Here is a 14,773-nt window from a genome sequence, read left to right on the forward strand (position 1 = left end):
CTCTTTCAATTTGAAAGAGTCCTTTTTTATACGTGATGACAAGCAACAAAATGCTCTGCACCAACATTACGGAATTCTGGTACTATTTTTTTACAAACATCCGTCGCAAATGGGCAACGTGTATGAAAACGACAGCCCGAAGGTGGATTTGCTGGACTTGGAATATCCCCTTCTAGTATAATTCGCTCTCGCTTCACTGTTGGATCTGGTATTGGAACAGCTGATAACAATGCTTTCGTATAAGGATGTAGCGGATTGGTAAATAACTCATCACGCGGTGCTGTCTCCACAATCGTACCTAAATACATAATTCCGATTTTCGTACATAAATGTTCTACTACACTTAAATCATGCGAAATGAATAAATAAGATAATCCCTTTTTCTCTTGTAACTCACTAAATAAATTAATAATTTGTGCTTGGATAGATACATCTAGTGCCGCCACAGGTTCATCAGCTACAATAAATTCCGGATTTAATACCATAGCTCTTGCGATTACGATACGCTGACGTTGTCCACCAGAAAATTCATGGGGATACCGGTCAATATGATAAGGAGCTAACCCACATAACTCCAATACTTCAATTACCTTTTCACGAACATTTTCTTTCGTCGCTAATCCGTGGGCCAACATTGGCTCTCCAAGCGCTTCTCCAATTCTCATTCTCGGATTTAATGAGCTAAATGGATCTTGGAAAACGAGCTGCATATTAGGGCGATGTTTTCTTAATTCATCCTTGGATAAAGAATGAACATCTTTCCCTTTAAACTTCACTTCTCCCTCCGTTTTTTGAACGAGGCGTAAAATTGTTTTTCCTATTGTTGTTTTTCCGCTCCCTGATTCGCCAACGAGACCAAACACTTCACCTTTATTAATAGTAAAACTTACTCCATCAACCGCTTTTACATGCCCAATTGTTCTACTAAATACGCCACCCTTAATTGGAAAATATGTCTTTAGATTTTTCACCTCTAATAATGGTTCACTCATTGTTCCGCACGCTCCTCATATAGCCAGCAAGCTACTTTATGATTTTCATCATTTACATTTAGATTCGGGGCTTCTTTTCCACATATTTCCATACAATGCTCACAACGCCCACTAAAGTAGCAAAACTCACCTAAACCAACTAAATTCGGAACTTGCCCTGGAATAGAATATAGTTTATCTATTCGTTTTCCCATTACTGGTTTTGATTTCAATAATCCTTTCGTATAAGGATGTTTTGGATTTTGGAATATCTCTAGTACTGGGGCTTCTTCAATAACTTTCCCGCCATACATAACGACAACATAATCAGCCATTTCCGCTACGACACCTAAGTCATGTGTAATTAATAAAATCGACGTTTTAAATTCTTCTTTCACTTGTCTTAGTAGATCCAATATTTGAGCCTGAATAGTAACATCAAGAGCTGTTGTTGGTTCATCCGCAATTAATAACTTAGGATTACAACTAAGTGCAACAGCAATCATAATACGTTGTAACATCCCGCCGCTCAGTTCATGCGGATAAGAATGGACGATTTCATCAGCGCGGGCTATGCCAACTTTATGAATTAACTCAATTGCCTTCTTATATGCTTCATTTTTACTAAGTAATTCATGCTCCCTTAACGTTTCTACAATTTGCTCTCCTACAGTGAAGACGGGGTTTAGCGATGTCATCGGTTCTTGGAAAATCATCGCAATATCATTCCCTCGTAAACTACGAAGCTCTTTCTCTTTCATTCCTAAAAGACTTTTTCCTTCATATAAAATATCTCCACCTACTACACTGCCTGATTCAGCAATAAGTCCCATAATAGATAACGCCGTTACACTTTTTCCACAACCAGATTCACCTACAACACAAACAGTTTCACCTTCTCGAACAGAAAAACTAACATGATTCACAGCTTTTACTGTCCCTTCTTCTGTCTGAAAGTGTGTTTGTAAATCTTTCAGCTCTACTACCGCTTTACTCATATCTCCTCACCTACCGTCTCATCTTTGGATCTAATGCATCACGAAGTGCATCACCAAGTAAATTAATTGATACAACTGTTATAAAGATTGCAAAACCAGGCGGAATCCATAACCATGGACGCTTTTGGAAATCGATTAATGAGTTAGCTGCGCTAATCATGTTCCCCCATGATGGTGTAGGTGGAACGACTCCGAGACCTAAGTAACTTAGTGCGGATTCTCCCAAAATAGAACCTGCAACACCTAATGTAGATACGACAATTAAAATGGGTAAAACATTAGGTATTAAGTGATATATAATTTTCCGGTAATCTTTTATTCCTAACACATCCGCAGCTTGCATAAATGCTTGCTCCCTAAGTGATAAAATTTGCCCTCTTACAAGGCGTGCAAGCCCTGGCCAACCTACTAAACTTAAAATAATCATAATGACATACAAACGATAATCAGACGGTACTTTCCACTCTGATAAAATCGCACCCATTATAATAAGTAACGGTAATCCTGGCATCGACATTAAAATATCTGCAAGTCGCATAATAATATTGTCCACAATACCACGATAAAAACCTGCAATCGCTCCTAATAAAGCTCCAAGTATAACCGATAAAACCATTGAAGCTAAACCAATGGTTAATGAAATACGTCCCGCTTGCATAAGCCTTGTTAAAATATCTCTTCCTAATTGATCTGTACCAAGCCAATGAGAAAAACTAGGTGGTTTGTTAATGAGCGCAACTTGTATTTTTCCTGATGCATATGGAGAAAAGAACGGACCGATAAAACAAAATAAAAACATAAAAATTAATGCATAAAACCCTACAAGTGCCATCTTATTTTTCTTTATCTTTTTAAAAGCTTGTCGCCATGGTGATGATTCATTTCTTCTCTTTTTTTCTTTTTTTTCTGTAATTACTGTAACAGTCTCCATTTCTTTCCCCCCTTACTTCAACCGAATTCTTGGATCAACAACTGCATATACGATATCTGCTAAAAAGTTTGAAACGATTGTTAAACAAGAAAGAAACATCGTAAATGCCATCAATACTGTATAGTCACGGAAATTTAATGCTTCTAATTGAATATTACCAATCCCTGGCCAGTTAAAAATTTGTTCAATAATAATTGCCCCAGAAAACAATCCAGGTAATTCAAATGCTAATAACGTAATTGCCGGTAAAATTGCATTTTTTAATGCATGCTTATAAATAACCGTCTTCTCCTTCAAACCTTTCGCTCTTGCTGTTCGTATGTAATCTTGTCTTACAACCTCTAACATACTTGTTCTAAAATAACGAGTTAGCGAGCCGACCCCAAGAAGTGTCAAAATAAATACTGGTAAAATCATATGTTTTGCAACTTCTATCACGTAAGCAAATCCTGTTGAATTACTGCCAACATCAATCATTCCACCTATCGGTAATAACTTAAAGTCAACCGCAAACACCTTAATTAAAAACAAACCGATAAAGAATGAAGGGAATGACATTGCTGCAAAAACACCGATTGTTACAAGTTTATCGAATAAAGAATGTTGCTTCGTCGCCGAGAATACACCGATAATAAGTGCAATTAGCCAAATAAAAAACAATGCAATAATTGCTACACTAAAAGAATTCCAAATAAATTTATTTAATAATGACGTTACAGGCTCTTGATATTGAAGCGAAAAGCCAAAGTCCCCTTGCAATGCATTACCTAACCAATGAAAATAACGCTCAACAATTGGTTTGTTCAACCCATATAACTCCCTCAGTTCAGCTGCTCTTTCCGGTGTAATTTTCGGGTTTGAATCAATATAATCCCCAGGAAGAAGTGCGAACAGGACGAAGATAATAATTGATGTACCAAGCAGTGTAGGAATCATTTGTAACAACCTACGAACAATATATGTTTTCACCCTTTTTCTCTCCAATCTTATGCTTAAAATAGAAGAACATTTTTTCAAAGCGGCACATTACTAACCGAATGAAAAAATGTCTTCTACTTATACATTCTTATCGTTATTTTTCAAATGATAATACTGGTAAGTTTGCACTAATACTGTTGTACTTTTCAGGATCAATTCCTTTTATATTCCCGTTATAACCAGTAATTGTTCTACGGTAGTTTAATAGAATTACTGGTGGATCATCACTTAATTCTTTATACAATTCTTTATAAATAGGTTTACGCTTTTCGATATCTACAGTTTCAATACCTTTTTGAATTAGCTCATCTACTTTTGCATTCTTATAACCAAGACTAGTTTCATTTGCAGTAGACAAATATTCACCAGCTGTTTCACTCGGATCACTTGTAATCGGTGTCGAAACAGAAGCTAAATCATAATCCCCTTTGTTTACCTTAGAAAGCATCGTATTAAAGTCCATAAATTCAGGATTAAACTCTACACCTATTTCTTTATAATTCTCTTTCGCAATCGGAATTAATAAATCACTATCTTTAGCCGAACTTGGACCGAAATAAGAAAGTTTTAATTTTTGACCATCTTTTTCACGAATTCCATCCGAACCAACTTTCCACCCTGCTTCATCTAATAATTTTTTCGCTTTTTCTTTATCGTATTCGTATTTATTAACTCCTTCTTCCGTATAAGCCCAAGAAGTTGGATGAATTGGTACATTGGCTACTGTACCGTATCCTTTTAACGCTGTATCAACATATTTTTTGCGGTCTAATCCGTAAATAAGTGCTTGGCGAACCTTTTTATCCTTTAAGTAAGGCTTATTATTATTCATATAAATATAACTAAATGACGGTGCTGTTTCAATTTGGATATTTGCGAATTCTAAAGCCTTAGCCTGTTCAAGAACCTCATCACCAGTACCTAAGCCAGTATGGTCAACTTCTCCTGTTTGGAATAACTGAAGCTTCGTATCACCAGAAGTAATTTTATAAATGAAGTTTTGAATTTTTGGTTTACCCGCATAATAATTTTCGTTTGCTACAAAACGAACTTCTTGACCTGGAATATACTTTTCAAATTTATATGGACCCGCAGCTAATGGCTTTCCATATAAATCTTTTAAGTAATCTAAGCTTGTATTTTGCTTATAATCTTTTCCATAATAAGCTTTTGATAGTACTGTACCTCCTAAAACAAATATAGCTTGTGAATTCACTTTTTCAGTTGTAATTTTAATTGTTTGTGGATCAACAACTTGAATACCTTCAATTGAAGTTGCTTTCCCTTCTTTATATTCTTTACCACCTTTAACCGCATATTGAGAGATATCTACTTCACCTTCATATGCCTTATCATGTAAAAGCGTCAATGTGAAAGCTACATCATCCGCCGTTAATGGCGATCCATCACTAAATTTCAAATCTTTACGTAAATGGAATGTATATGTTAACTGATCAGAAGAAACGTCCCACTTCTCAGCTAATTCTGGAATTGGTTTCCCTTGTTTATCGGTTGATACGAGAGATGCAAAAATAACTGAAGTTACGTTTCCATCCCAACCATTTTGTTGGAAGTATGGCAAAAATACGCCGCCTGGCTTACTAATACCAACTACTAACGTATCTTTTCTATTCTTCGCTTTGTCTGGCACTTTCGTTTTATCTGTCGCAGCGATCTTTTCAATTTTCACATTTTTTAAATCCTGCTGTTTAACCGGCTCTGTAGAAGCCGCGTCCTCCTGTCCCCCACAAGCAGACAACACAAGCGAACTACTTATTAATACCGAAAATACACCAGCCCATTTTTTTGTCTTTTTCTTCATTGTCCCCACCCTAACTTTTTATGATTATACCCTCTGAACGAATTACCTTATGTATGCCTCCCACAGCAACATTTATAGCCAATCGGAAAAGTCGGTTTTAATCGTAAAAAAATAGATGTTTTTGAGGGGTAACAATCTTATTCCGACCTTTCCGGTAGACTTTATGGTTATTAGCTTATATCGTTCATTATGTTTTGTCAATTCTTTCTAAATAAATATTTTGAGAATTTTTCCAAAATTATCACTCTACATTTATACTTTAAGAAAACTCAGCTATAATTCGTATTAAAACTTAAAAATCTACTTCTATTCCTTCAGCATGAAACATAGAATACTAATAACCAATTACAAAAAAGGGGGCGAAAATATGGACAACCTATTCCAATACGTCCTGCACTACGTATTATTAACAATTATGATAGTCGGAGCGCTATTACTATTCCCGTTCTTCCCAAAGTTCGTCCTCTTTTTAGCTTTTTTTATCATGCTCGGGATCGCTATTATAATTTCAACGAGAGAAGATGCCACGCAAAAAGAGAGCAGAGTTCAGCGCGTAAAGCTGTAACTTTGCTCTCTTTTTGTTTTCATTCACTAGTCTCTGTTACACATATTTATTCCGCTATTTGCCGGGCAGTAAGACCCCCACTGATTAAAGTTTCACTTTATCTCTCGGGAAATAATTAGCCTTTGTTTTTGTAATTACTCCTATCGAAAAACCACTAATGACATTTATTTTTCAGCTTATCATTTTCATATGTTTCACAAACTATGCAAATTGAGGAAAATGGATTTATCTAAGTTACTGTTTCACGTGAAACACATCGCTTCATTTAACCTTTAAAGCAAAATATCATTATGAAAAAAGCCACTTCCTCCAGCAAAACTGAAAGGAAGTGGCTTTCTACTCATTACTCCACCATATTCTCTAATTCATTATATAAATCTGCTCGTAACAACTCTTTCTTCGTTTTTTCCTCATATAATTTTTCAAGTCTTTCAACATCAGCTACATATTCCATTTCACTTTCTAATGCATATATATCTTCTTCTATATGCATTAACTCGTTTTCAATCTCCGCAAAACTTCTAGAATCTTTCTTTTTTATAGAGATTGCTTCAACACTTTTTCTTCCATGGTGCTTATGCTTTATTACTTCCTCCTCAAGCTTTTCTTCCCACTTTTGACGAGCCCATGCATAGTTTCCTGCAAACTCAAATAATTTGCATCTATCAATCCAGTACGTCTTTTCAAATAACTTATTTAAAAAATATCGATCGTGTGAAACAGCTAAAATCGTTCCGTTATATTGCTCAAGGGCTTCCTCTAAAACTTCCCTTGATTCAATATCAAGATGGTTTGTCGGCTCATCTAAAATTAGAAAATTGATGTCTTGATACATAAGTTGCGCAAGTCTTAATCTCATTTTTTCTCCACCACTAAGTTGCGTTACTTTCTTAAATACTGCTGGACCATAAAACAAAAACTTAGCTAATATATGTCTTGCTTCTCCCTCTGTTACAGCCACATTCTCTCTGAATGCTTCCAATACATTACTCTTCATATTTTCATATGCATGTTGTGATAAATAACCAATTTTGACACTACTACCAATTCGAATTTCACCAACGTCTGGATTTATTTCTTCTAATAGTAGTTTTAATAATGTAGTCTTTCCTGTACCATTACGACCAACGATAGCAGCACGCTCTTGAAAACGAACATGTAAATTCGCTTGTTCAAATAAAGATCGGCCAGCAAAACCTTTACTCACTTCTTGCATTACAACAACATCTTTTCCGCTTCTCTCTTGCCCTTCAAACTGAAGACCCATCTGTTTTCTTTCTAAAATCGGCCTCTTTAATTTCTCTATACGCTCTAACGCACGTTCCATATTCCTCGCTCTTTTATGCAATCCTTCATTCGGAGGATTCGCTTGATTTGCCCATTCACGTAGGCGCTTAATTGCTTCTTTCATTTTCTTTATTTTCTTTTGCTGCTCTTGATAAGCTTGAAACTCTTGAAGTAATCTTTCTTCCTTCTCCTCAACGAACTGAGAATAATTCGTATGGTACACGTGAATCTCTCCATCTTCCAGATCAAAAATTTTCGTTACAACTTCATCAAGGAAATAGCGATCGTGTGAAATAACCATAACTGTTCCATTATATTCTTTTAAAAATTTCTCTAACCATTCAACTGCAAACAAATCTAAATGATTTGTTGGTTCATCTAATAGAAGTAAATCTGGTTTCTGCAATAGCATATATGCAAGGCTTACTTTCGTCTGTTCTCCTCCACTTAATTCCGTAAATACTCTTGGAAATAAGTCTGTTACTTGTAAGCCATTTGCTACCTTCATTATATTTGCCTCTATTTCATAACCACCGAGAAATGCAAATTTTTCTTGAATTATTCCGTACCTCTCCATTAGCTTTTGCAAAGAAGATTGTTCCTGCTCCTCCGCCATATTTTTTTCTAGAGCATGCATTTCTTTTTCTAATTCCTTTTCTACTTTAAAAGCGGAACTCAATACATCATATACAGTCATGAACTCATCAAACTTCGGAATTTGTGCGACATGACCAATACGTGTACCTTTCTTCATATGGATGGCTCCTGCATCCAAACTCTCCATTCCCGTCAGAAGCCCAAAGATTGTTGTCTTCCCACTACCGTTACGACCAACTAACCCAACACGTTCACCATTCTTTATTTCAAGCGATATATTTTCAAATATGATGTTTCCACCAAAAGATTTCGTTACATTATTTACACTACAAATAGTCATTTTCCGTACTCCTTTCAATATAAAAAACCATGAGAAAGAAACATTCCCCATGGTTTTCGGCATAGAAAAAGGAAGCCAAATAGCTCCCTTTTCACACGTTTATTAAAAATGGGTGAAGAGATTTCTATCGTTCAATAGTCACTATGCAATTGTTAAAAAAGGGCATACGTATCCCGTTAACAACTACATCATGAAAAATCGCACGACAAAAATAGATAAAATCTAAAAATTTGGCACGCGCAGCTAAAGAACGTTTCATCTCATTCACCCCTTTCGTACGGAATTTAATACTTACTTCTTTATTATACTTTCCAATTTCATGTTTGAATAGTCATTTTTCTGAAAATAATGAAGATAGACTAAACATTTCAATAAGTGACATCAAATCTTACAAAACTGTTATGTTCACGTAATGGAAAGCGATAGTACAAAAAGATGCCTCCCTATACAATAAAGATGTAAACAAGCGAGACAAACAAAAGGAGGAAACAAACATGATAAAAGAAATCGTAAAAGCAATCTTTGAGGTATTAGTGAACGGACAAGCAGTTGTAAAAGAACTAAATGAACTATAAAAAGGAGTGAAGAAATATGATGAACATGGTGAAAATGATTTTACACGCTTTAGTCGATGCAAAAGCAGTTAGCCAAGAATTAAACCAACAATAAAAAGGGGTATATGAATATGAAGAAAGCCATTATTATAATTGCAAGCACAGCAATTACCTTATACACAATAAAAAAGAGAAAAAAGAAAAATAATGAAAATGTTCTATATTATCCATACACGCTATTAGAGAAAAAATAAAAGACAAGGTACCCTATCGTAATGAGGATATCTTGTCTTTTATTTTTCCCCTATTCCTTTAGAGGATTTCCTTCTCCTTTTCCCGAATGTATTAAGCGGGATTTTTACACATATTTTAAAGGGGCATATATACAAATGGATACACAACAACTATATTTTTTAAACGATATCGGTAAACAAAAACCAGAAAGTATTCGGAATAGAAGCGCTGCATGTCCATTTTGCGATAAAGAACAATTAACGGATATTTTAGCAACTGATGGTTCTATTATTTGGTTAAAAAATAAATTTCCTACATTACAAGATACATTTCAAACAGTGTTAATCGAAACCGATAATTGCGAAGATCATATCGCAACATATACAAAAGAACATATGAGAAAATTACTGCAATTTTCTATTCAACATTGGTTACACTTACAGAAGAACGAAGAGTTCGCATCTGTGATTTTATATAAAAATCACGGTCCATTTTCAGGTGGAAGTTTGCATCATGCACACATGCAAATTATCGGAATGAAATATGTAGATTATCTTGAAAATATTGAAGAAGAAAATTTCCAAGGGTTAATTGTTCAAAAAAATGAACGCATTGAGCTTAATATTTCAGAGCGTCCCATTATTGGCTTCACTGAATTCAATATAATCATTGATAATATTTCATATATAGATGAAATGGCAAATTACATTCAGCAAACTGTACGTTACATACTGACAGATTTCCATAAAGGATGCAGTAGTTATAACTTATTCTTCTATTACTTAAATGGAAAAATTATTTGTAAAGTTGTACCTAGATTTGTCGTTTCACCATTGTATGTAGGATATAAAATACCGCAAGTTTCTACAAAACTAGAAGAGGTGAAAATACAACTCACGCAGTATTTCACGAAAGAAAAGAATGAAATTATTCATAAAAAAACAGAGTAGGTATAGAAAACCTACTCTTTTATTACACCTTTATTTCGATAGTACACATCTTCTAATCCGATGTTATACTTCATGTTATTATCCGTCCACTCTGGCCCTAAATTCCCTGGCCATCCAGATGTATTCGCTATATATTTCAGTAATGCAAAATCAGTCAAACCTTTTTGCACCCCACGCTTATATCCTTTCATTAAATGCGGCATTGCAATTTGCGCATTTGTACGTGGATCTTTCAGCTCATCATCAGTTAAATGTTCTGGTGCAAGCCCGCCGCCGCGGTGTAGTTGAAACAATCCGAATGAAGTTCCATTATCTCCAACACTTCTTGGATTTAATCGACTTTCATGCTCGGCAATTGCAAGAGGTATCCATTCTGGAAGATTTACTTTCTTCGCTTCCTCTATAATGATTTGTTTCATCTGTTTTGCTTCTTCTGAATCAACATAGCTTGTTCCATTCACTAGCTTATCCATTCCTTCAGACTTTCCTTGGAAATATAAATATACTCCAAGAACAACTAAAAATCCTACAAAGAATTTCTTCACTACCTCTACCTCTTTCTCCGCTGAAATTTGTCCCCTTTCAGCCTTCCCTTTACAATTACCTACATTCTATTACTCTTTTATCATAGCAAATAACTATACATATTATCATCATGCTTTAGACCGATTTTGTGAAAAAACAGCTGGTAAATACGGGCAAAAATGTAACTTTCATAGACTATAACGCATTTATTGTATATAATTGTAAACTGAACTCTATATATAGAATAGGAGCGTACAAAATGAAAAAATGCCTAACACTCTTGTTCAGCATTTTACTACTCATCCCTACCTACACCTCTGCACAAACATCATCAAAACCAAAAGTACTTGTTTTGTATAGTACACAAGACGATAAAGTTTCAAATAATGTCCAAATCCTTAATACTCAATTAGGACATTTTACAAATGATATAACCGTAAAAAAATTAAAAGAAGCAACTTCAATTAATAACGTATCCTCCTATACACATATTGTTTATATCGGTGAAACAAAAGAAGCGTTTTCTGATGAAACGAAACAATTTCTAGAAAACTTCTCCGGCCCTATATTAGTATTAGGACAAAATGTTGAACAATTATCTAAGCGTTTTTCTTTCATTACTTTGAAGAGTGATGATATACGAGTTAATAAAATTGAATATCCAGACAAGAAGCTAAAAAATACCTTAGAAGAGGAACGATTAATTCAATTATTTGATACGAATGGAACTGTGCTTGCTAACGCCTTAAGCTCAAATAACACTAATCCACTAATTGTTCAGCATGAAACATCTTATTATGTTGCAACACCTAACCTCTTTGACTGGATGTCTCATTACGTCGGTGAAATGTTATTTTCTTATTTCGGCCAAAAACCAACGAAAAATAAAGTTGAAGCTTATTTACGCCTTGAGGATGTTCACCCAGCAGCAGATATAAATCAATTGAAAGAAATTGCTGAATTACTAAAAGAGAAAAAGATGCCTTACATGATTACTGTTATTCCGGTATATAAAGATCCAGATACAGGAAAGATAATACATTTAAAAGATAGACCAGAACTAGTTGATCTTTTACGCTCTATGCAAGATGATGGTGCAGCAATTATTATGCATGGTTATACTCACCAATTTTATGACAGTGAAACAGGTGAGGGCTTTGAATTTTGGGATGTAAAAACAGATCAACCAATTCGCCAACCGAAGCATGAAAAACCGAAGACAAAAGATGACTTTCCAAATATAGAGGCATATAACCAATATGTAAAAAAAGGGGAAGAATTCGAGGAAAAATATACGAAAGATCATATCGAAAAAGGAATTCAAGAACTTGTAGATGCTAAACTATATCCTGTTGCCTTTGAAGCACCTCATTACACGATGTCTCAAAAAGGATATGAAATATTATCAAGGTACTTTTCAACTTATGTAGGACAACTACAGTTAAATGATACAACTTGGAAATCCATGCACTCACCATATTATACAAGTACTCCGTCATTTTTACATGGAATGAAACTATTGCCTGAAACAGTCGGATTTATTGAAGAAGATACGCCACAAACTATTGCTAAAATGAAAGAACGTGCTCTATCTGTTTCTAAATTATCAGATGGAGTTATTGGTGCATTCTATCATCCTTACTTAGGTGTGAAACCATTAAAAGAAGTATTAAAGGATCTAGAAAGTATTCCAAATATAGAATGGATTGATTTACAAAAGGAAAAGAATGAAGTAAAAATGAAAGATATTCATATTACGACGAATAAAGACGGCATTCACGTTGAAAAACCAACCAGTGCGAATGACATAATTGATTATATAAAGCAATATGGCTTCTTCCTTATACTGGGGTTCGTTATCATTGTCTTTCTTTTATTATTAAAACGTGCGAAAAAATTAGAATCCTAATACAAAACCACCGAGCGGAACGCTCGGTGGTTTTTTTCATATATCAAACCGTGGCATTTTATTAAATAAATTCAACTTTTACTTTTTCCGTTACATTATGAAAATTATAATTCTCCTATCCTTTCAAATAAAATCGACTTGTATTTTCATATATTGTTTCTGCGACCTTATCAATGGATATGTTTTTTATAGAACTAATTTCCTTTAATACCTCTCGAATCATTCTTGGATGCGTTATAACACCCTCTTGAAATTCCCACGGTCCATCTGTTTCTACCATCATATATTCAAGCGGATAATACGAAACGATTTTTCTAATCTTCTCCTTATGTAAAACATCCGGTGTAATCGAAATATAATAACCATTTCTCATCATCCGTTTCATTGTTTCATCGCTTCCTTTAAACCAATGGAAGTGTGCACGTGAAACTTTATATTTCTCTAGCAAATCACATACAATGTCAGCATCTTCATAAACTGCGTGTAATACAATCGGCAAATTATACTTACTAGCTAGTTCTATAAATTTTTTCAATACAGCTATGTATGGATCTGCAGCAATTCTTTCATCTTCTTTTCTCAAATAATAGGGCAAACCTACTTCACCAATCGCAACAATTTCCTCTGCGTTCTGTTCAATAAGTTGATAAATCTGTTCACACTCTTCTTTATGAATCTGTTGCTCTGGATGAAACCCTATCGCTGGATATATAAAGGGATACTTCTTCGCTAAAGATAACGTTTCCTTACAAGATTGATAATTCATAGATACTGCAATAAGCCCCTTTATTTCATTACTATTTTCCACCTCTTTCAGTAATCTGCTCTTCTCTTCATCCTTATATTGATCAACATGTATATGACTATCAATCCATTTCATCTTTATGCCCCCATAAAAAAAACAAGAAAGGACTTCCTTTCTTGTTTTAGCATCTATATTATTTAACAATTAAGTTTGTTATGATATCAAATAATCCAATACACACTACGGCAACAGTAAAGTAGCTACAGAAATCTTTAATTGGTAACTTCACTACTTCTTCTTTACGCATCCCATTCTTCTCCCTTCTTACTAGATCCCTAATTATTTTTCTATCTGTATCTATTATGCAAAAAATATGACAAATTTACTATCGAATTAACTTACGTAAACCTTACAATGTTGTAAGGTTTAAAAAAGGATCCCCATCTTTATTCAGATGAGGATTATTAAAAATTAGTTGGTTTTTCATTCTTCATTACAAACAGAAAGTAATACATTGAGACTTTCTAGTTACACTATATGAAAATTACTATCTTTTAACTATCGAATTACATTACAGAAGGCTTACATGTTTGTAAGTTATGTGTAATGTAATTCGATAGTTCCCCTTACTTATATTTCGTACAATAAAGTTAGGAAGTAAGCCAAATAAGAAGAACACTCACATAACCAAATTACATTGCTAGTAGCTACTCTTCTTATACCTTTCACCCATGCTACTACAATGTACCCCCTTCCTCTTTATATAATAAAAAAGCCTTAGTCTATATGGACTAAGGCTTTTTTGTTAATCTTAAAAATACCCTTACCCAGTATTTTTATTTTCGACAAAAAATAGCTGGGGGTATATTTTACTATCTCATCGTTAAAAGTTTGCTCTTCGCATTTATAGGAATATTTGCAACCTCAATCTCTTCAATCGATTCACCGTAACGTCCTTTTGCAAAAACCTTTAATGCTTCATCTCTCTTTAACATATGCTTAACCGTTTTCTTTATTTTCTGCTCTCTACCACGTTCATCGAATGCAATAAATTCATATTCATACCACTCATCACCAATATGCTGACCAATTGTATTCACAACCGTATAGTATTCTTTCGTCTTATAAAATGGATTATATTTATCGATAACCGGTCCAAGTTTCGTAGGCAGTAACATTACTACTATCACTATCATCGCTATTATAGTAGTGATCATTTTTTTCTTCATAATAAACATTCCTCCTCTGCAGGATATATATACATCCATTTTAAAAAGGGGGAATAAAATCTACTATTGAATCTCATTACATTACACTTACATTTTTGTAAGAATTAAAAAAGGTGAACGAATTTGCTCGTTCACCTT

General features: G+C 34.3%; 14 protein-coding genes. 4 read left to right on the forward strand and 10 right to left on the reverse strand.

Annotated features, from left to right (window positions below):
• Positions 1-26: 26 nt before the first annotated feature.
• From HMAS_RS25725 to HMAS_RS25745, 5 genes are all read right to left on the reverse strand, one after another.
• Entirely contained in the window at positions 27-992 is a 966-nt protein-coding gene (locus HMAS_RS25725) for an ABC transporter ATP-binding protein (protein ID WP_001294518.1), read from the reverse strand.
• Positions 989-1,969 carry an ABC transporter ATP-binding protein gene (locus HMAS_RS25730; RefSeq protein WP_025710410.1) on the reverse strand — a complete coding sequence of 327 codons (981 nt, stop codon included), beginning with the start codon at positions 1,967-1,969 and terminating at the stop codon, positions 989-991. Before HMAS_RS25730 ends, HMAS_RS25725 begins: the two co-directional genes overlap by 4 nt.
• Positions 1,970-1,979: 10 nt before the next feature.
• The gene (opp4C, locus tag HMAS_RS25735; RefSeq protein ID WP_000451077.1) at positions 1,980-2,900 is read right to left on the reverse strand and encodes an oligopeptide ABC transporter permease; all 921 of its coding nucleotides are present in this window, start codon (positions 2,898-2,900) and stop codon (positions 1,980-1,982) included.
• Positions 2,901-2,912: 12 nt separating this feature from the next.
• Positions 2,913-3,869, reverse strand: coding sequence for an ABC transporter permease (locus tag HMAS_RS25740; RefSeq protein WP_000860748.1), 957 nt, complete (start codon positions 3,867-3,869; stop codon positions 2,913-2,915).
• Between the two features lie 103 nt (positions 3,870-3,972).
• Positions 3,973-5,700, reverse strand: a complete 1,728-nt coding sequence (locus tag HMAS_RS25745) for an ABC transporter substrate-binding protein (RefSeq protein ID WP_000730656.1) — start codon at positions 5,698-5,700, stop codon at positions 3,973-3,975.
• 367 nt (positions 5,701-6,067) lie between these two features.
• On the opposite strand from HMAS_RS25745, the gene HMAS_RS25750 reads away from it, so the two are divergent.
• Positions 6,068-6,265, forward strand: coding sequence for a hypothetical protein (locus tag HMAS_RS25750; protein WP_000369254.1), 198 nt, complete (start codon positions 6,068-6,070; stop codon positions 6,263-6,265).
• A gap of 343 nt (positions 6,266-6,608) precedes the next feature.
• Here the strand turns inward: HMAS_RS25750 and abc-f are convergent, their stop codons facing one another.
• Both abc-f and HMAS_RS28170 read right to left on the reverse strand, forming a co-directional pair.
• Positions 6,609-8,489: a ribosomal protection-like ABC-F family protein gene (gene abc-f, locus HMAS_RS25760; RefSeq protein ID WP_025710408.1), complete on the reverse strand. Its 1,881-nt coding sequence runs from the start codon at positions 8,487-8,489 to the stop codon at positions 6,609-6,611.
• Positions 8,490-8,613: 124 nt separating this feature from the next.
• Entirely contained in the window at positions 8,614-8,748 is a 135-nt protein-coding gene (locus tag HMAS_RS28170; protein WP_000830643.1) for an RAxF-45 family protein, read from the reverse strand.
• A 420-nt stretch (positions 8,749-9,168) separates the two neighbouring features.
• Here HMAS_RS28170 and HMAS_RS25765 point away from each other — a divergent pair, with 420 nt between their 5' ends.
• Together HMAS_RS25765 and HMAS_RS25770 are read left to right on the forward strand one after the other, a co-directional pair.
• On the forward strand, positions 9,169-9,297 hold the full coding sequence (locus tag HMAS_RS25765; protein ID WP_002023099.1) for a hypothetical protein: 129 nt from the start codon (positions 9,169-9,171) through the stop codon (positions 9,295-9,297).
• Between the two features lie 135 nt (positions 9,298-9,432).
• A complete protein-coding gene (locus HMAS_RS25770; protein ID WP_025710407.1) occupies positions 9,433-10,227 on the forward strand; it encodes a DUF4931 domain-containing protein in 795 nt (264 codons plus the stop codon).
• An 11-nt stretch (positions 10,228-10,238) separates the two neighbouring features.
• On the opposite strand, the gene HMAS_RS25775 is transcribed toward HMAS_RS25770, so the two are convergent.
• Positions 10,239-10,772 carry a transglycosylase SLT domain-containing protein gene (locus HMAS_RS25775; protein WP_000713249.1) on the reverse strand — a complete coding sequence of 178 codons (534 nt, stop codon included), beginning with the start codon at positions 10,770-10,772 and terminating at the stop codon, positions 10,239-10,241.
• A gap of 239 nt (positions 10,773-11,011) precedes the next feature.
• On the opposite strand from HMAS_RS25775, the gene HMAS_RS25780 reads away from it, so the two are divergent.
• Complete coding sequence (locus HMAS_RS25780) at positions 11,012-12,661, forward strand: DUF2334 domain-containing protein (RefSeq protein ID WP_098272981.1); 1,650 nt, start codon at positions 11,012-11,014, stop codon at positions 12,659-12,661.
• Between the two features lie 115 nt (positions 12,662-12,776).
• Here the strand turns inward: HMAS_RS25780 and HMAS_RS25785 are convergent, their stop codons facing one another.
• Together HMAS_RS25785 and HMAS_RS25790 are read right to left on the reverse strand one after the other, a co-directional pair.
• Positions 12,777-13,541, reverse strand: a complete 765-nt coding sequence (locus HMAS_RS25785) for a TatD family hydrolase (protein WP_016124200.1) — start codon at positions 13,539-13,541, stop codon at positions 12,777-12,779.
• A 737-nt stretch (positions 13,542-14,278) separates the two neighbouring features.
• Complete coding sequence (locus HMAS_RS25790; RefSeq protein ID WP_000728422.1) at positions 14,279-14,635, reverse strand: YxeA family protein; 357 nt, start codon at positions 14,633-14,635, stop codon at positions 14,279-14,281.
• Positions 14,636-14,773 lie beyond the last annotated feature (138 nt).

Origin of the sequence: Bacillus sp. HMA207 (assembly GCF_003402455.1) — a bacterium.
GTDB classification, from domain to species: domain Bacteria; phylum Bacillota; class Bacilli; order Bacillales; family Bacillaceae_G; genus Bacillus_A; species Bacillus_A cereus.

What these genes read in the sequence shown, in the direction of transcription:
- HMAS_RS25730 (WP_025710410.1), bottom strand. Translation starts at nt 1,969, where the DNA reads ATGAGTAAAGCGGTAGTAGAGCTGAAAGATTTACAAACACACTTTCAG.
- abc-f (WP_025710408.1), bottom strand. Translation starts at nt 8,489, where the DNA reads ATGACTATTTGTAGTGTAAATAATGTAACGAAATCTTTTGGTGGAAAC.
- HMAS_RS25765 (WP_002023099.1), top strand. Translation starts at nt 9,169, where the DNA reads ATGAATATGAAGAAAGCCATTATTATAATTGCAAGCACAGCAATTACC.
- HMAS_RS28170 (WP_000830643.1), bottom strand. Translation starts at nt 8,748, where the DNA reads ATGAAACGTTCTTTAGCTGCGCGTGCCAAATTTTTAGATTTTATCTAT.
- HMAS_RS25785 (WP_016124200.1), bottom strand. Translation starts at nt 13,541, where the DNA reads ATGAAATGGATTGATAGTCATATACATGTTGATCAATATAAGGATGAA.
- HMAS_RS25790 (WP_000728422.1), bottom strand. Translation starts at nt 14,635, where the DNA reads ATGAAGAAAAAAATGATCACTACTATAATAGCGATGATAGTGATAGTA.
- HMAS_RS25745 (WP_000730656.1), bottom strand. Translation starts at nt 5,700, where the DNA reads ATGAAGAAAAAGACAAAAAAATGGGCTGGTGTATTTTCGGTATTAATA.
- HMAS_RS25725 (WP_001294518.1), bottom strand. Translation starts at nt 992, where the DNA reads ATGAGTGAACCATTATTAGAGGTGAAAAATCTAAAGACATATTTTCCA.
- HMAS_RS25780 (WP_098272981.1), top strand. Translation starts at nt 11,012, where the DNA reads ATGAAAAAATGCCTAACACTCTTGTTCAGCATTTTACTACTCATCCCT.
- HMAS_RS25750 (WP_000369254.1), top strand. Translation starts at nt 6,068, where the DNA reads ATGGACAACCTATTCCAATACGTCCTGCACTACGTATTATTAACAATT.
- opp4C (WP_000451077.1), bottom strand. Translation starts at nt 2,900, where the DNA reads ATGGAGACTGTTACAGTAATTACAGAAAAAAAAGAAAAAAAGAGAAGA.
- HMAS_RS25770 (WP_025710407.1), top strand. Translation starts at nt 9,433, where the DNA reads ATGGATACACAACAACTATATTTTTTAAACGATATCGGTAAACAAAAA.